At 67.8% G+C, this 17266-nt stretch carries 16 protein-coding genes; 6 read left to right on the top strand and 10 right to left on the bottom strand.

The features are described from left to right. Positions 1-375 precede the first annotated feature (375 nt). Both ACQP1P_RS35600 and ACQP1P_RS35595 read left to right on the top strand, forming a co-directional pair. On the top strand, positions 376-1539 hold the full coding sequence (locus ACQP1P_RS35600; protein ID WP_433074446.1) for an IS110 family transposase: 1164 nt from the start codon (positions 376-378) through the stop codon (positions 1537-1539). 166 nt (positions 1540-1705) lie between these two features. Next, positions 1706-2572: a hypothetical protein gene (locus tag ACQP1P_RS35595; RefSeq protein ID WP_433077826.1), complete on the top strand. Its 867-nt coding sequence runs from the start codon at positions 1706-1708 to the stop codon at positions 2570-2572. A 104-nt stretch (positions 2573-2676) separates the two neighbouring features. Here ACQP1P_RS35595 and ACQP1P_RS35590 read toward each other — a convergent pair whose 3' ends face one another. The 4 genes from ACQP1P_RS35590 to ACQP1P_RS35575 all read right to left on the bottom strand — a co-directional run bounded on the left by ACQP1P_RS35590 (position 2677) and on the right by ACQP1P_RS35575 (position 6245). After that, positions 2677-3324, bottom strand: a complete 648-nt coding sequence (locus ACQP1P_RS35590) for a DUF2625 family protein (protein ID WP_433077825.1) — start codon at positions 3322-3324, stop codon at positions 2677-2679. A gap of 204 nt (positions 3325-3528) precedes the next feature. Then, positions 3529-4221 (bottom strand): HAD family hydrolase, encoded by a 693-nt coding sequence (locus tag ACQP1P_RS35585; RefSeq protein WP_433077823.1) that lies wholly within the window; start codon positions 4219-4221, stop codon positions 3529-3531. Between the two features lie 145 nt (positions 4222-4366). After that, positions 4367-5626, bottom strand: coding sequence for a hypothetical protein (locus tag ACQP1P_RS35580; RefSeq protein WP_433077821.1), 1260 nt, complete (start codon positions 5624-5626; stop codon positions 4367-4369). A gap of 184 nt (positions 5627-5810) precedes the next feature. After that, positions 5811-6245, bottom strand: a complete 435-nt coding sequence (locus tag ACQP1P_RS35575) for a nuclear transport factor 2 family protein (RefSeq protein ID WP_433077819.1) — start codon at positions 6243-6245, stop codon at positions 5811-5813. A 125-nt stretch (positions 6246-6370) separates the two neighbouring features. Between ACQP1P_RS35575 and ACQP1P_RS35570 the strand changes: the two genes are divergently transcribed. Then, positions 6371-6931, top strand: coding sequence for a TetR/AcrR family transcriptional regulator (locus ACQP1P_RS35570; RefSeq protein WP_433077817.1), 561 nt, complete (start codon positions 6371-6373; stop codon positions 6929-6931). Positions 6932-7130: 199 nt separating this feature from the next. Here the strand turns inward: ACQP1P_RS35570 and ACQP1P_RS35565 are convergent, their stop codons facing one another. The 3 genes from ACQP1P_RS35565 to ACQP1P_RS35555 all read right to left on the bottom strand — a co-directional run bounded on the left by ACQP1P_RS35565 (position 7131) and on the right by ACQP1P_RS35555 (position 11881). Further along, on the bottom strand, positions 7131-7916 hold the full coding sequence (locus ACQP1P_RS35565) for a hypothetical protein (RefSeq protein ID WP_433077816.1): 786 nt from the start codon (positions 7914-7916) through the stop codon (positions 7131-7133). Positions 7917-8218: 302 nt separating this feature from the next. Further along, positions 8219-8881, bottom strand: a complete 663-nt coding sequence (locus ACQP1P_RS35560) for a DUF998 domain-containing protein (protein WP_433077814.1) — start codon at positions 8879-8881, stop codon at positions 8219-8221. A gap of 906 nt (positions 8882-9787) precedes the next feature. After that, entirely contained in the window at positions 9788-11881 is a 2094-nt protein-coding gene (locus ACQP1P_RS35555) for a DUF262 domain-containing protein (protein ID WP_433077812.1), read from the bottom strand. Positions 11882-12323: 442 nt separating this feature from the next. Here ACQP1P_RS35555 and ACQP1P_RS35550 point away from each other — a divergent pair, with 442 nt between their 5' ends. Together ACQP1P_RS35550 and ACQP1P_RS35545 are read left to right on the top strand one after the other, a co-directional pair. After that, on the top strand, positions 12324-12524 hold the full coding sequence (locus tag ACQP1P_RS35550) for a hypothetical protein (RefSeq protein WP_433090473.1): 201 nt from the start codon (positions 12324-12326) through the stop codon (positions 12522-12524). Continuing rightward, positions 12466-12606 (top strand): allophanate hydrolase-related protein, encoded by a 141-nt coding sequence (locus tag ACQP1P_RS35545; protein WP_433077809.1) that lies wholly within the window; start codon positions 12466-12468, stop codon positions 12604-12606. Before ACQP1P_RS35550 ends, ACQP1P_RS35545 begins: the two co-directional genes overlap by 59 nt. Positions 12607-12623: 17 nt before the next feature. Here the strand turns inward: ACQP1P_RS35545 and ACQP1P_RS35540 are convergent, their stop codons facing one another. From ACQP1P_RS35540 to ACQP1P_RS35530, 3 genes are all read right to left on the bottom strand, one after another. Beyond that, a complete protein-coding gene (locus tag ACQP1P_RS35540; RefSeq protein WP_433077807.1) occupies positions 12624-13421 on the bottom strand; it encodes a hypothetical protein in 798 nt (265 codons plus the stop codon). A gap of 914 nt (positions 13422-14335) precedes the next feature. Continuing rightward, positions 14336-14692, bottom strand: a complete 357-nt coding sequence (locus ACQP1P_RS35535; RefSeq protein WP_433077805.1) for a hypothetical protein — start codon at positions 14690-14692, stop codon at positions 14336-14338. A gap of 42 nt (positions 14693-14734) precedes the next feature. Further along, positions 14735-16210: an MFS transporter gene (locus ACQP1P_RS35530; protein WP_433077803.1), complete on the bottom strand. Its 1476-nt coding sequence runs from the start codon at positions 16208-16210 to the stop codon at positions 14735-14737. A 128-nt stretch (positions 16211-16338) separates the two neighbouring features. Between ACQP1P_RS35530 and ACQP1P_RS35525 the strand changes: the two genes are divergently transcribed. Then, positions 16339-17265 (top strand): acyl-CoA desaturase, encoded by a 927-nt coding sequence (locus ACQP1P_RS35525; protein WP_433077801.1) that lies wholly within the window; start codon positions 16339-16341, stop codon positions 17263-17265. Position 17266 lies beyond the last annotated feature (1 nt).

Raw genomic sequence — 17266 nt, 5'->3', positions numbered from 1 at the left:
GCGCCAAGGCTGCCGATGGCCATAGCACCCCTGGCCGCAGGCGGGATCACGTGCGCGCTCATCGGCATGGTCGGACGCGGCCGACCATGCCGAAAATCCGCTCACGGTCGGTGAAAATCTTTGGGCGACTGTCGAGCGCCAGCAGCGGCTACTTATTTACTGGATCTACGACCGCAGCCCGGCCAGGCTTGGTCGAGGTGATCGGTGGGGTCGCTCGCATTCAGCGGCTGCCCGTCTGTGGTTGGGGCGTGGCTCTCATCTGGCATGCACCCTGCCGGTCACCGCGGCGTGGAGTGGCTCCAGAGGGGACTGCCCAGCTCAAAGTAGCGCTGCCCTCCCGCTGAACCCCGGTTCGGTCACAGCGAGGAGGAACGCGTGGGACGCGTCATCATCGGGATGGACCCGCACAAACGGTCGGCGACGATCGAGATCATCGACGATCGGGAAACGGTCTTGGCGGGTGATCGGTTCGGCACCGACCGGGACGGCTATCGTGCGATGCTTGCTCTCGGCCGGCGGCATCCGGAACGGCTCTGGGCGGTGGAAGGCTGCAACGGCATCGGCCGGCACATCGCGCAGCGGCTCGTCGCTGACGGCGAGACCGTGGTGGACGTGCCCCCGAAACTGTCCGCCCGGGCCAGGGTGTTCGCCACCGGCAACGGCCGCAAGACCGACCCGGTCGACGCGCACAGTGTGGCCGTGGCAGCGTTGCGCACCAAGGGATTGCGGCACATTGTCGCCGACGACGAGACGGTGGTGTTGCGGCTGCTCGTGGACCGCCGCGACGAGCTCGGCCGGGCCCGGACCGACCTGGTCAACCGCATCCACAAGCTTCTGCTGGAACTGCTGCCCGGCGGAGCCAAGACGTTCCTGTCCGCCGATCAGGCCCGAGCACTGCTGGCCACCATCCGGCCGCGTGACCTCGTCGGGCGAACCCGCCGCCGGCTGGCGTCCGAACTGGTCGGTGAACTGGTCCAGGTCGACAAGAAGATCAAAGCGGCGAAGCAGGAACTGACCGAGCTGGTCAACGACAGCGGCAGCAGCCTGCTCGAACTCAACGGCATCGGCCCGTCCGGCGCGGCCCGCCTGCTCGGCGACATCGGTGATATCCGCCGCTTCACCAGCCGCGCCCATTTCGCGTCCTGGAACGGCACCGCACCCCTGGACGCCTCGTCCGGGGATCAGCAACGCCACCGCCTGTCCCGGGCCGGGAACCGGCGCATCAACCGCGTCCTGCACATCATGGCCATCGTCCAGCTCCGCCACGACACGCTCGGCCGCGCCTACTACCGCCGTCGCCTCGCCGAAGGCAAGACCGCGATGGAAGCCATCCGGGCGCTGAAACGGCGCCTGTCCGACGTCGTCTACCGGCGCATGCTCGGCGATATCCAGCGGCTGGAGACGGGCCCGGGAGGACAACCGGGGGCGACTCTGCAATCCAGCGCGGCTGACCCAAACCCCGAGGTCAACACTTCGGAACAGTCACTTCCCGGACCCGCCGACCACCACCCTAGAACACCGAACTCACACGCCGCTTGACAAAGAGGGGCGCCAGATCCGGAAGCCAAGATCGGCTGTGGTCGTATGCTGCCACGACCGCACAGTTCCGTCTTCCCCTCGACTGGGATAAGCACCGCTCGACTGATGGCGTGAGCGGCTGCGACATGAGCGAGTACCTGATCGGCGGGTTCGCATCGTCATGCCGGTGGAGAGGTTGGAGTGTCTGACCAGTTGGATGACGATGGCGCAGGCGCGCTGCGCTTACGTTGTGGCCGTGTCGACAGTCTCGGTGAGGACCCTTGCAACGGTTCTGGGCGTCTGCGCCTTCGCCGGCGTGGTCACCAACAGCTTCGTGCTGCAGCCGCTGACGTGGCGGGCCGCGCCGGGTGGGCCGGGCTTGGTGCTGGGGCTGTTCAGCACGCTGGTCACGGTGGCCGGTCCGCCGCTGGTGTACCTGCTGCTGACCCGGCGGCTGCGCCACCGGCCGGCAACGTTCGCGACTGTTCCCGGCACGGCTGCCTTCACGGTGCCGATGGCGCAGCGATATCCGGGCGGTGTGGGTGTCGCACTGATGATGGTCGCGGGGATGCTGGTGCCCAGCGAGCGGGTACCGAACACCGACCGGGTCCGCCTCGACACGCTCTCGGGGTTCGTGTGGGTGTTTGCCGTCCTTGCCCTCATCCTCTTCGGTCTCGGTGTGGCGAACATCTGGCTGATGCGCTACTGCGCCGTCTTGACCCCCGACAACCTGACCGTGCGCACGCTGTTCGGCAGTTGCGAGGTGCCCTGGTCGCAGCTGTATCCGGGGCAGCCGCTGATGCCGAGCCGTCGCGCCTGGACGCTGCCGCTGCGGTACCGCCAATCCGACGGCCGTGCGCGCACGCTCGGCCTGTCATTGTCCTATCTGCACGTGGATCGGGTTTTCCTCGCCACCGTCGTCCGCCACTACGCGGAACACGCCGAACACCGCGCCCACATCGGGACCCGGCCGGAGCTTGAACGTCTTGAGGCCGGCTTCGCTGCCTGGCGCGCAACGGCCGGCTCGTACCATCCGGTGCTCATCGCCCGGTAACGCTCAAGGTCCGCGGCCCCGCCAGCCGGCGCGCACGATCGGCGGCATGAGCGTGAACGCGATCACTGGGCCCGGCGGTGACACATGCAGGCGAGGCGGCGTCTCTATGGGGTACTTTGGCTGTCCTGCGTCAAGCCGATCAAGGACATCGCCTCAGACATCGGCACCGTACGGCGCGATACAGCCGCGCGATCCTTGCCCTCCTTGGTCCACAGCGGTGGGAAGACGTTGATGGCCTGGTCGAGCCGGCACGCGCCGACCTCTTCGACCCAGCCCGGCCAACGCAGCGACTCGTAAAATCCGGTCATCGCACCACCGATCATGGCCGCGAGCCAAGCACCGTATCCCCGCTCGCAGTTCTCCCACCGCAACGTGTCCGGCGCCAGATACCAGATCGTCGGCGTGCCATCGGAGCCCGACATCCAGGCGAACTGACCGCCCAGCACGTCCTGCGCCACGATCATGCCGCCGGCAACGTTGTCGTTGACCTGGCTCAGACTGGCCAGGCGATGTTCGTCGTTGCCCGACCCGAAGACGCGCAGCCACCCATGCTCGAGCACCAGGCCGCCGCTACGGTGGACCACCGCCCCCAACCACGACCGCGTCGTCACCTGCAACAATCGGAGCTCCTCGTCGGCGCGCCGCGAGTCGACGGCGAGGACGACGACCGGGTACGGCGCGGCGGCCACAGCCGCCTCGACCTCAGGCCAGGCCGGATCGACGGCATCAACCAGCTCCAACAGCGAGCGCACACTGGCACCCTACAAGCGACACGCATCGTGACGGCCTGGACCAGCCACCGCGCACCGGACGCGGCATGAGCGCGCACCTGATCAAGTCGGTCTGACGGCCGGGTGCGGAGTTCGCTCGGCGGTGTGTCCGGACGTCATGATCGGCTCGATAGCTGGCTGAACCCCCGTGGTGCGGCAGGTAGACCGAGCTCAGACCTGAGTTCTTCAGCAGCGTCTCAAGGACTCCGCGACTAGGTTCATTCCATCCGGGCCCAGGATTAGGTCCGTGCCAGCGGCTCGCAGCGTTGCCGCATCCGTCCGCGCCGTGACCAGACCGATGCTGCGCATGCCCAGCTCCCGTGCTATCCGCATGTCCAGTGGTGTGAAGCCGACGAACACGCACGCGTTGACGTCAACCTTGACGAGCCTCGCAGCCAGTGAGGCCGACCATGTGGAGGGCTTGAACGCCGCGGGTGAGTAGTTGCACCGGCCGACGGCGGTCACCAGCGAGGCCAAGTCGTGCCGCTGCAGATAGCCGTCGATCGCCATCTGCGATGCGTCACTGGCGATCGCCACGGGTTTGCCCGCTGCGTGCGCTACTCGGATCACCTCGTGCCCGCCGGGCGTCGGCACCGCATTCGGTACCGCCTCCCATTCCATGTTCGTCATGAGATCCTCGGCAGCCAGGTGCAGGCGCGCATCGTCACGGGTCAGCGCGTACCGCAACAGCGGCATCGGGTCGTCAAGGTCCCGCAGCCACCCCTCCACGGCATGACCGCGCTCCTCGATCGCCTGACGGAGACGGTCAGCGACCGCCGCATGCCGTAGCACAGCCCACAAATCACATACCGGCCCGTTGAACGACATCAACAGCCCGCCAGCCCGAGCCACAACCGCATCAAGCGCGACCAGACCCACGCGCGCCTCCAACATGGCCGACCTGCTATCCACCGGCGCTCACACGGCGGCATGGCAGCGCACCTGATCAAGCAGTCCTGACGGACGATCAGGACAGTGGCTACGCGTTGCTGAGCTCGCTGGTTCAGCGCGAGAGACGCGTGCGTCAGAATGGGGGGTAGAGCCCGTCGTCTCCAGCTTGAGTCCAGAATGCGTCCGGGGTGGAGGCCAGTCGCTCGGCGAGGCATCGTGTGAGGTGGGACTGGACCCAGGGGTCGGTCTCCGTCTGCTGCAGGTCGCGCAGCAGGGGATGAAGGTGGGCAAGGTCGAGCCGTTCGACCATGGCGACGCCGTATGAGCGAAGGAACGCGTCCGGGTCGCCCAGAAGTCCGCCGGCCACGTCGCTGAGCATGCCCTGCGACAGGTCCTCTTTGCTGAACTGCCAGGGCTGTTGGGCCTCATACGCCGCTCGGCGGCGTCGCTCGAGGTCGTGGCTCGCCAGTTCTGCCAGCACGTCGGCAACGGTGAGTCTGCGCAGGACGCTGAGTGCCGTGAGGTCCGGCGGGGTGCGCGACCTGGCGTACCGCGCGATGTCATCGGCGATCACCTCGGCGTCGTCCAGCCTGCGCTGGTGGTTGTCCCCTTTCTTCCTCAGCACGCCCAACAGCTCGGCGCGCACGGTGGCGTCCGTGTCGGTCGTCATGGTGTCGACCAGCACGGTCCAGGAGCTGTCGCGTATCGCTGGGAGCTGCAGCAGCGACTCCCCGGCCCGGGCCCGCCGCTCCGGCGACGGATCACCGGTGAGCACGGCGACCAACTCGGGTTCCTCCAGCGGGAGCCGCTCACCGAACCAGCCGACGTCGTACCCGGCGACAGCCTCGTCCAGCCACCGCTCGTACCAGGCCAGGAAGTCGGCGTCCTCGACCACGTACGGGCCGATGGGTCCTTCGGTGTCGAGGTTGAACAGCCGTCCCCGTGCCGGTCCGGTCACGACCAACCGGGTGGCGAGGGAACACCCATGATGGGCAACCTCCAACGTCCCCTGAAGGAAGCTCCCACCCGTGCCCGACGGGTCCGCGTACCGACGCCCCCAATCACCGAAGTATCGGGGGCCTGGCAGGTACGGACTGGGCTGAGCCAGGTGCGCCGACCGGCGATACACACAGCACGAGGGGACGAGGCGGCACAGCCCGTAGCCCGGCCCGGCGCCGCCGTTGCCCAGCTCGGTGACGAACAACCGGAACGCCGGCGGAAGCGTGACCTCGTGCCGCTCCTCGAACTCGGCCACCACGGCCTCGGACAGCGGCGCCCCGAGCACGAACCCGTGCGCTTCCACCCCGAATGCCTTCGGAGGCACAGGCATGGCACGCACCGCCGCGAGCTTGCCGGCGATCCGCTCCAACCGAACATGATCGGCATCAACCACCCGCCCAGCCTACGAACAGCCGATCAGGCAGAGCTACCCCAGCGCACGTAACTCGGCAGGACAGGAAGTTCTCGCCTCGCCGCGCTGATCACCCGCTGTGACGTGCGTGGACCGGCCGCCGCGCACCAACGGCGGCAAATCCGTGCACTGGCCATGCCTGTGGCCCCCGCTGAGCCACTGATCGTCACGCGCCGGGCCGACCTGACGCTTCGCCGGTGGTCAGCGCGGCGGACAGGGCGGCCAAGCGGCCGAACGCGCGGGCGCCGGCCACGTGGTCGACGTAGTCGCGGGACTCGACGATCTCGCCGTCGCGGACCCGCACGACGAAGATGCACGGCATCGTGAAGGTGCGGTCGTTGATCACGCCGGCGTACCGGAATTCGAAGATCACGACCTCAGGATCGGCAGTTGTGTACACGTGGTCGTCGACGACGTCGTACCGCTGGACGCCGGAGGGACGGGCGCCGGCGGAGAAGTGTTCGCGCAGCGCGGCCCGGCTACGCAGGGGTTTGTCGCCGAGCGGGTTCAAAGGGTGCCGCACGTCGGTGCGCTCGGCGTAGCAGGCGGCCAGTTCGTCGAACTGGGCCGCCTCCTGCGCCGCAGTGAGGCCACCACGCATGAGGCGACAAACCCCGGCGGCTACGGTGCGAACGGTTTCCTCGGGCGTACGCATAATCGTGACCTTCCAGCGAAGTCTGTACTCCGTTTACTGTACCGAAGTCGGAACTCCGGTAAAGTGCTCACATGCGCCAGGATGCACGGGAGAACCGCGAACGCATCCTGGCCGCCGCCGGCCATGTCTTCGGCACACGCGGCGAAACCGGCTCGACCGAAGAGGTAGCGCGGCTGGCCGGCGTCGGCATCGCCACCGTGTTCCGGCACTTCCCGACCAAGGAGGCGCTGATCGAGGCCGCGCTGGTGCGCCACTTCACCGACCTGCTCGACCACGCCCGGGCCGCGGCCACCGCACCCGACCCGTCAGCGGCACTGTCCACGCTGATCCACGAGATGATCCAGAAGGGCGCCAACAAGCTCACGCTGGCCTCAATGCTGAGCAACGATGCACCACTGGCCGTCGTCGCGGTGTCGAACGACCTCAAGTCGGCGGTCGACACCGCGTTGCGCCGCGCCCAGGCCGCTGGCAGCATCCGGCCGGACGTCGGCGTCGAGGAGCTCTATCTGCTCATCCGCGGCCTGGCCCAGACCACCGCGGCCACGCCGGCACCGGCAGTCGTGCTCGATCGCGCCGTCGAGGTCATCCTGGCCGGCTTCGCCACCCGAAGACCTGAGGCTGGCCCGCCATGATCACATGCACGCTCATCGGAATGTCCGGAAGCCGTGCGACCGAGGCGTGCCGTGACGTTCCGTAGCGATCGAATTGCGGCAGATGCGCGCATCGGGGTCACACATACGCGTGACCCCAACCTATGACCACTGGCAGCGACCTGCCGCTTGCCGAACTTACGGCTACGGTGGATAGGTCTGGGATCAGTACAGCGGGTGCTTACGGCACGTTCCAGGCTGTCAGCGTTAAGTCGAAGACGCCGCGGTCACCCTGTGCTGTGACCGAATCGAGGCTCATGAACACGATCTTTTGTTTGACTCCCTGACTTGCCGCCGTCTTGCTATCGGTTATGAAGCAGAGCACCAATCCCTTCGCGGCGGCGATCGGCAGATGGACCGGCTGGGTGCGTACCTGCTCGAGGCAGTCCGCTGGTGTGGCGTCGACGCTCGGCACCGCCGCTTGCGTGAGACTGGAGTTCAGCGAGCCTGGATTGCAGCCGGACAGACGCACATCAGTGCGGTCACTGGCGGCGTCCGCTCTTGGTTCGTCGAAGTCAATCCCAGTGGTAAAGTTGCCATTGTCGACGCAGCCGGGCGTTTCGGCGCGCAGATGTTGGCGCTGGTAAGCGGCAGAGTAGGTTGGGCTTGGAGTGGTTGACGGCCGGGTCGGGGAGGCACTCTCAAGCTCGGCCACACGCTTCTTTAGCGATGCATTTTGACTCTCCAACACCTGCACCTGCTGCCGAGATGTGTCGACTTGCTGACTAGCAGCGTCGTTTCTCTTTGCGAAGAGCCCAACCGCGACTCCCAGTGTAGTTGCGATCGCCGTCAAGAGACCAATCGCCGCTGCCGCCACCTTAAGCTTCAACTCGACGCGTTCAAGTCGGGCTTTCTGGTCAATCTTGGGTGGATACGAATGTATCGCCACTAGGGTGTCCCCTTCGGCTGCGGTATGCGTCGCACGGCCAATTCGAAGCGTTGATTTTGCTATTCCGATCGGCGGCAAATAGATCGGTTCATCGGAGCATAGTAGCTTGCACCTCAACGATTCACGCAGCTCTCACCACCGGGCCACCGCGGCAACTATGCGTGCGCGATCCACGCGACGTTCGCTACGGGTACATCGCAGCAGAGCCATGTCCGGATTGATACAACCGTTCGGCGGAAACGGCATCCGCTCATCGGCATCTTGTTGACCCGCCGAGTCAGTCACCGTCTGCGACGAGCAGTGGCCAGCCGCCGCGCACCAACGGCGGCAGATGCGGAAACGTGATCAGGCAGGACCGGCGTGTCCGCCGGGGGCAGGCGTCAGGACTTCACGCGGCCGGCGGCTGCACTCACCGCGTCGGAATCGCTCGCTGCCGCCGCGGCCAGGGCGAGCCAAACGGCGTTCAGGACGATCAGCAGCCGCTCCACTAACCCGAGCAATGTGGGTACCCCGCCGAAGCCGAGCGAGGGGCCGTCCACCATCACATCAGCCAGGAAGATCGCCAGCGCGATAGTGCCGGGCACCGTCGCGATCGCCGTGCCGATCAGGCAGCGCCGTCCGCGCGGCCACAGCGCGGCCAAGGGCCGGGCAAGCACCACGGCGGCAACGGGAAATACGGCGAATGCCACCCACGCCGCCGTCCCGTGCACCATCTCCGACGTGGAGGGGCGGGTCCACCGGCCGGGCGGGTCGGCCGGGAATACACCGGCGATGAGGACACCAGCGGCCCAGACCGCCAAGGCGGCCTTTCCCCACCCGCTCCCCTGCACCACGCGCAGCAGCACGACGACCACGGCGGACGCCGCGGCCAGGGCGAGAATCGCCCCGCTGATCAGCCATCCTGCCGTGCCGTTGACGTATCGGCTGACGGTCTCACTCAAGGGGTGGTACTGCGGGTTGACCGCATCCGCGGCGGCGATGGCGACAAGGGCGGCACCGAGAGCCACAATGGCGGCCCGAGCCGCGAGAGCACGTCTGGTCATGGCAAGAAGCTATGCACGTCCACGCAGACGTGCGTCATCCCGGCAGAGTCCTCGCCGGCTACTCCATTTGACTACCCCCTACACCATCAGGAGTACGCCGCCACGACCGTCGACACACAACCCGGTCAATGCCGAAAGCGCCGCTGCGCAACACGGAGCGACACGGACCGACGCGTGTCCACCTCGCCATGATCACACGCGCTAATCTCGGCAGATCCGGTAACCATGATCGGCCACGCTGGTTCGACCCCGTGCGAGCGCCGGTGGTCTCGGGAGTGCTCTTCGAGTTAGTGCGGATGCGTCCCTGGTGCGATCTGGCCGGTTCCCGGTGATCACAGTACGAGCGTACGTGTCGCCGATGTGTCGTGATCATCCACAGTGGACCGTAAATGTGGATCTTTTAGGGCGGGCCGAGTAAAGGGTTCGCTGAGCGGCGCGCGGTCGCCGAAACCGTGAAACCACAGGTCAGTATCGTGCCCGGGGTGGACCTTCCGCACTCGTTGGCGCGTTGGGCGTGACCCTGGAGCCGCAAGTCAGAGCGGTTGGGGATGGGTAACAGTACGCTCGTACGGGACAAAACTCGTGTCGTGCAACGATCACTGCATCGACGGACGCCAACAAAAAAGGCCAGCTGAGCTGGCCTTTTCTCACGTCGGGACAGCGGGATTTGAACCCACGACCCCTTGACCCCCAGTCGTCGGAGGCCCCAGCGACGTGCTCAAGCACCTTCTCCCAGGTCACTGGAAGCATAAACCGGCCGAGTAAAGGAGTCCGTGATCCCGATCCTTTGCGGTGCGCCCGCCGGGGCGCAGGTTGAGCGTCGGTGCCGGGTAGTCGAGCCGGGTGAGGGCGCCGCCGCGAGCGCTGCCGTGACGGCGAACTTGGGGCGGGGGCGCGATGGCCAGGTCAATGCCGCCGGAGTGTGGCGGCAAGCGAGCCCGCCGAGTTCGTGGTTGCCTCCACGCCGCTGACGTTCCCGGCCCGTAGACGCTGGGACACCGCGCCGGGACTCACGTCGGCGTCCGGATACTCCGGGGACGCGGCGTTGGCGATCTGCGACACGGTCAGCACGGCGCCGACAGGATGGGCCTGCAACACCGCCAGGATGTGTTTCGCCACGTTACGCCGACTGGGCCGACCGGCCGCCGAACGGATCTCCGGCGTGGCCGCTGGGTCGTCGTCGACCTCCAAGGTCTCCTCGTGGTGCTCAGCCGCCCGGTCCGTCGCGGCCGGTCTCGGCAGGGCGTCGCAGAGCACCGAGGCCAGCGACGCACCGCGCGTCTGGATCGCCCGGTGGTCCCATTCCTCGGGCAGGCTTCGGTTGATGTTGAGCGCGCTTCGTTCCAGGATCTCTCTCCGCTTGGCCACCCACGGGCCGTTGGAGACGGACTGGTTGAGCCGCTGCGTCGTCAACGTCAGATTGCCGAGCGTGTGGAGCAAGCCATGACGTCGCGCGCTTTCCTCGGCACGGCTGGCAGTGCCGGTCGCTGCGAGCGGCCAGTGCTGCTCCCATGCCTGGGGGAGGAGGTGCTCGATGGTGAGTCGGTCGAGGTCGTGGATGATCTGTTCGGTACTGGCTGTCTGGAGCTGCCGATTCGCGATGTCCAGGATGATGCGCACCCGGCTGCGGGTGAGTTGCTTGTAGAGCGGCAGCGCGCCAACGGCGATGCGGACGTCCTCGTCGGACGGCCAGTAGTTCGAGTCGACGGTCTGACCCGCGAGAAACTTCAGGACAACATCGTCGGCTGACTGCTGTCCCGGCCGAAGCTGCCGCAGGAGGTCGAGCATGAGGCGGTTGTAGTTCTTGGTGGTGAGTCGGCAGATCATCCGTCGAAGAAGGTACGACTCCAGCACCTGAAGCACGTTGCGGCGGGTCGCGGCGTTGTCGCGGCCGAATACGAGCAACAGCACGGGCATGATGACGGTGGTGTCCAACGCCGCCAGCCTCCGAAGGAAGACCTGCTCCGACGGTGCGAGTCCGGCACCGGTGTCCAACGTGCTGTAGACGTCGCCGAACGTGCCGAACCGGGTCATCAGATCGGTGAGCGGCAGCCCGCTGTCCCTCACGTAGCGCCTGAACGTCAGGAACAGCTGGTGTGCCGGTACCTCTTGCACAAGTTCCATCGTCAGGAAGTGGCCCAAAAACGCGTCCAGCCGAGGCCGCACGAGTCGGCCCTGGCGAACGTCCTCACGCCAGTACCCGTCGTCGAACCGGGCCCAATGCCGGTTGTACAGGTCCTGGACCGGCAAACTGTGCCGCTCCGCCTCATGGAACAGGTGATTGCGGACCAGGTCGGACGCCCGAAGCGGAGTACCGCGGGCGTTGAGACTCTCAAAAATTACCTGCGGGTTGTCCCGGCTGCCGAGGTCGATCACCACGACCTGCAGGCCATGATTGAGCACGGAGACAAGTTGATCGAATGCGCCCTCGCGATCGGCAGGGTCGAACTGCAGCAGCCAGTCTCGAACGGTGCCGGCGAAATAGAGGTAGGCCTGCACGATCGTCGGCCGCTCCAGCGGATACCGCGACGCCAGCGCCGCGGCCGAGCCGGCGGAGAGGGCGTTGCGGAAGGCGCCGCGGTCCGCGTTGGTGGGCCAGACCTTGAACATGTCGTCCGGATCGTTGCTCATCTCATCGTCGTTGACGGTGAGGCGTTGCAGCGACTTGATGTTGCGCTCGGGGAGCGCCAGCTCGGATGCGACATCGCGCACCGCCGCCAGGAGCAACTGCAGGGTGGTGAGCCGTTGCTGGCCGTCGATGACCTGCCGGACCTCCGTTGTGTCGGTCTGCCCTTTGACAAGGTCGAGGACGATAGCGCCGAGAAAGTGCGGCGCCTCGGTCTCGGCCTGCCCGTGCAGGTGCCAGGCCGCCATGACGTCCTGCCAGAGCGGTTCCCAGTTCTCCTCGCGTGCCCACACGTACGGCCGTTGGAACAGCGGTACGACGAACCGCACCTCCCGCCGGAACAGGTGGATTAGCGTGAGCGGCTTGGTCTCCATCGGCGTCCATCCACGAGGTCGGGAGCAGCGCGTCGGATCTGGCGCGTCGCGCAAGGCTACGGCATGCGAAAAGTGTGCCACGACGGCCCGGCACGCGTGGAGGGGCGTGGGCGAGCCTTGCTAGGCCAGACAGAGGAGCCAAGGTCGGCCGATGGGTGCTTTGTATTCCGGAACCCATGGCTGGACGGGTGGAAGTCCGTGACTGTGGGAGGCAGCCCTGTGACGACGTACGAGGTAGCGCGTTTCCTGACCGGCGATAACACTGGTCGCCGCGGCCGCCGCCTGCAGCGATACCTCCGACCCTGGCGGGCTGGCCCCGTCCCGCAGCGGCATGACGACCAGCAACGTCACGGACACCACGCGGACGGCACCGGCCCGTGAGACCACGACGGAGCCCGTCGGACCCGCCGTGAGTATCCCCGGCACGTTCCGGAGCTAGGCCATGCTGTCGTTCGAGCTCGACGGGTCGGCAGACGGCGAGCACCAGCGGATCGCGGACGCCGCCGGCGGCGCCATCGAAGGCGAGCTGTGGGAACTGCTGCAGGCCGCGGTCGGCCCGTTCGTGGCCACGCTGCCCACCCCCCATGGTGCTGGGCCAGGTGCAGCTCGAGGACGGTTCGACCGTCACCGGCTTCCTGTGTGAGGCCGTGGCTGTCGAGGATGCCCCCGACATCACCGCATACGGCGGCTGGCTCGCCTGCATGGCGTCCCATCCGCAGACCTGATGCGGATTAGGCGGCGTTTACCGGGGCGGGTTGGTGTACAGACGGGTGTTGCAGCCGGTCTCGCCCGGCTCGAGCTGGATGGGATCGTAGGAGACCTGCTTGAGCATCCCGTCTGGGGTGCGGATCATCACGAGGCAGTCCCGTTCGGCCGGTACCCCGACTGCGGCCACCATGGTGTCCTGGTAGATGACGGTGTCGACGCGGATGCCGTCCTGCGGGAACGCGGCCCGCACCACGTTGGCGAGCGTGTCCGGCGTGGCGCTGCGCAGCGCCGCGGTGAGACGGTCATCGGCGTCCGGCGGCAGCGTCAGGACCGGTGAGGCCGAGGGCACCGGCGGCGTCACGCCCTGCGGGCACCGGATCTCGTGATAGCCGGTGTCGCGGTACAGCTGCAGTTCGTAGCGGTAGCAGCGGGTGGCGCTGCCGGCGGTGTTGCCGCGAGCGCCGAACGAGTGCGGTTCCCGGCTCGGCACCGTCGCCGCAAACCGGATGTCGATGGTGGCCGTCTCGTCTCCGCTGGTTCGTCCGGACCAGGATAGCGGTGTCACCCGGACATCCCCGCCGTCCTGGGGCTCGGCTGGGATCTCGGTGGCGGCGATGTACTCGGCGTCACGGACCCGGCTGCGCCGGCCGAACTTGTCGTTGAGCTGCTTCGCTGTCCACTCAGCGGCGTCGCGCGCCAACGTGTTGCCGTCGACGGGCCCGGTCGCGCAGCCGGCTAGCGCGACCGCGGCCGCGGTCAGCGCGCCGGCCAGCCGCACGACCGCCGTCCGTCGCGCTCCGCATCGACGCCACCCGGCGATGAACATGTGCATGGAGGGAACGCTAATGACCCGTCCGGCCGGCCGCCTGAGTAGGAATACTCACATTGCGCGGAACGCCTCAGTACGGACGACCGTAAATCTTCCACGCAATTGAACGGTGTGTGACCGAGCGGTACGACCCGGCTTCGGCCTTCGAGGCGGCGGCGATCAGCGTGTTATCGAGCGGTACATACTGCGTGCACCCGGCCGGCGGATAGCGCGAACCCGCCGGCGCGGGTGCCACCGTCCTGATCGAGCCGAGCGGGCGTCCGGGTGCTCGAGACCTTCGCCACCACCGTGACCGACCTGGTCAGTCGGCTAGACATGCCGGTCCACCCTCTCGGCGGGTGGACGTCCTCAAGTCGGCCGTCGAGGGTTGACGCTTCAGACCCTGTCTCGCCCAGCGCCCTGAGTTGCCAGTCCGGCACGCGCGGGCGGCTCGTCGGTGCGCGGGGCCGCTGGCGTGCTATGCCTCACCGTGGTTGCTCGGAGCTGCACTCCCATGCAGAAGGCCACCGTACGGGCGTACATGTCGCGCATGCGTGATCGTCCACAATGGATGCGGAGGTGCTCGGGAGTAGCAAGGGGCCCGCCATGCGCGTAAACCCACCAAGGCCGGCGCATATCAGCTGCTCATGCGGCATGTGGCCGATCATCGCGACGCCCGAGCGGCTGACGAGGAGACTGAGGATGACCGAGGCTGAGGTCCGGTCGGTGCTGCTCTTCCGGACACCCGCGGAGTGGCGACTTCCTGTGGCGGAAATCCCTAACGTCATCGCCTGTGGCGAACTGCCTGACAGGGCGCCTCGAAGCTTCCGAACGTGCTGGACGGCAACCTCGTCGACGGTCTGTGGCACCACCGTGCTGCCTGGCCGCAGCGACGGCCGGACATCCGGCCGCCGCTGCGTTCCGCCTGGGTGCGCCTGTCAGCGGGCCTCGACGAAAATATTGGTCACGTGGCTCCACGAGGGGCACGAAGAGTACTGAGTGTGCGTGCCGCTGGGCCAGCTGTACCAGCCGGAGTTCGTCGAGCCGGTCGCGTAGCACCAGGTAACGACCCGCCACTCGCCGCCGCCGGTGCAGGTGCCCCACGCCGTGTTGGCCGTGTTGTACCCCCGGGGGCACGAGTTGGGGTCGACGGCGAACGCCGGCGCGGCGGTCGCGACCCCGCCGAGCAGCAGGCCGGCGGCAACGGCCATGGCACCGGCGGCCGTGCGGCGGCGCAGGCCGCGCCGCTGCGTGGTGGACGGGGCGAGCCGGGCTTCGGGCTGTCTGGTCAACATCTGCGGGTCTCCTTCAGCTGGATCGGACGTTGTGCCTCCTTTCTATGACCCGGCGATGTTGTCCCCGCCCGCCGACGGTTTACCAGCCGCGGCGGACAACGCGCGTTGACGCAGGGTTGCCGTGACGTGGTCGATGTCCGCCGGCGCTGTGCGGGCGACCCGGAGGTACATGGCCCCGGTCGGCACGAAGAACAGCTGGAAGGCGGCCAGCCCTACGGCGAAGTTCCACGGCGGTGGCACCGACCGGGACAGCGCGCCGAACGCCGCGCCGACCAGCCCGTTGCCGGCTGCGCGACCGACGCCGTTGGCGAGGTTGCCCAGGCTGTAGATGCTGCCCCGATGTTCGGGCAGATTGAGGTCGGCGATCAGGGCGAACCAGTTGGGCGCGTTCGCTGATGTCAACGCCAATGCCAGTACCGCCGCAAGAAAGCTCAGGGTCATCGCAGGCTGGGTGAGCACGCTGCCCAGCACCGCGGAGGCGACGGCGCCGGTATCGGCGTCGAGCGGAGCGTCGATGCGCAGCGGCAGGAAGAACAGGGCGACGTAGAACGGGATCCCGGCGAGCACGCCGGCAGCGGCAACCACCGCCCGGCCCCGGGGCGTCCGGCGCTGGAGACGATCGCCGAGTAGCCCGCCAGCGATCGACAACAGACCGCCGAGCTGGAAGATGGTTGCGAAGATCGTGCCCACGACGATCGCCGACTCTTGCGGGTATCCCTGCGCCTCGGCCTTGGCCTGCAACAACCGCGGGAGCCACACCAGCGAACCGAACACCAGCTGCGCGGTGACACCCTGCAGTACCAGCCAGACGTTGCTGCGGCGAGCGAGCAGCCGGGGAACGTCGGCCAGGGTGATGCGGTGTTCGTAGCGGCCGCCGCCGGCCAGCAGCCCGGCCAGCTCCGGCTCGCTCTGGCCCCGCCGAATGTTGTAGGTCGGCAGGTACGCCATCGATGCGAGGACGCCCAGTCCGGCCAGCACGAGGAACGGGCGGTGCCAGTCGGCGGCGCCGAGCAAGCCCCCGACCAGGGTTCCGGCGACGGTGCCGATGCCCTGGGAGAGTCCGAACAGGCTCATCACCAGGCCCCGCCGGCGGGGTGCGATCAGGTCGCTGACGACGGAGAAGCCGACGGAGCCGACCGCGCCCAGCCCGACCGCAGCCGCCAGCTGCAGCAGCAGGAACGCGGTGTACGTGCTGGCCAGGGCCGTGGCGCCGGTGCCGCCGGCCCACAGCAGCGTGCCGGCGACGAGCAGCACGCGCCGGTCAGAGCGGTCGCCGGCGTAGGCCCAGCCGACGGCCACGACCGCGGCGACCAGGTAGCCGGCCGCGGTGGCGAAGCTGACCGTGCTCTCCGCGACCTGCAGATCGGCGGCGATGGGGCTGTACAGCGGCGGCACCAGGCCGATGGCCACATTGTCGAGCGAGGCAAGGATGACGAACGCGGTGACCGTGTAGATGCGGCGGAGCCGGCCGTGGCCTGATGTGCGCGCCTCGTCAATGTCGGTGAGCACAACGACCATCAAAGCATCGATCGATGATCAGGAGAATGACTGGCCGGTCGTCGTGCGCGGTGCGGTAAACCGCCGACCGGTCCGGACAACGTCGGGCGCGGCTAGAAAGGACCTCTCGACGATCGGCGGAGGCGTCCATGGAACATTCGTCTGCACCGGCACCGCAGCCGGTCCTGGCCGGCCGGCGGCCCCTGGCCGCGCACATGACGGTCTACCTCATCATCCTGCTGCCGTTTGCGGGGCTGCTGGTCGCCGTCCCGATGCTGTGGGGCTGGGGCATCACGCCGGCCGACGTGCTGCTCACCCTGGCCTGTTACGTGGCTACGATGCTCGGCGTGACGGTCGGCTTCCACCGATACTTCACACACCGTTCCTTCACCGCCGGGCGCGGTGTCCGCATCGGGCTCGCGGTGCTCGGCAGTCTCGCGGTACAAGGGCCGATCGGTCACTGGGTGGCCAGCCACCGTCGGCACCACGCGTTCTCCGATCAGGACGGCGACCCGCACTCACCGTGGCGGTTCGGCACGTCACCGGCCGCCCTGCTACGCGGGTTCTGGCACGCCCACCTGGGCTGGATGCTCAACCGGGACCTGACCAACCAGCGCCGGTTCGCGCCGGACATTCTCGCCGACCCGGACCTGCGCGTGGCGCACCGGCTGTTCATCCCGCTGGCGGTGTTGAGCATCTGCGGACCGGCGGGCGTCGGAGCGCTGCTGTCCGGCACCTGGCACGGCGCGCTGTCCGCGCTCGTCTGGGCCGGCCTGATCCGGGTCGGTCTTGTCCACCACGTCAGCTGGTCGGTCAACTCGGTCTGCCACCTGGTTGGCGAACGGCCGTTTCGGGCCCGGGACCGGGCCGCGAACTTCGCGCCCCTGGCGATCGCCAGCATGGGTGAGGCCTGGCACAACCTGCACCACGCCGACCCGACCAGCGCCCGGCACGGCGTCGACCCCGGTCAGATCGACATCGCCGCCCGGGTGATCTGGCTGCTGGAGCGGCTCGGCCTGGTGCGTGATGTGCGATGGCCGACCCCGGAACGGCTGCGCCGCATCCGCCAGGCCTGAC

The organism is Dactylosporangium sp. CA-052675, from assembly GCF_050947935.1.
Taxonomy (GTDB): domain Bacteria; phylum Actinomycetota; class Actinomycetes; order Mycobacteriales; family Micromonosporaceae; genus Dactylosporangium.
Note: the sequence above shows the minus strand (reverse complement) of the source record. Positions and strands in the feature narration are given on the sequence as shown.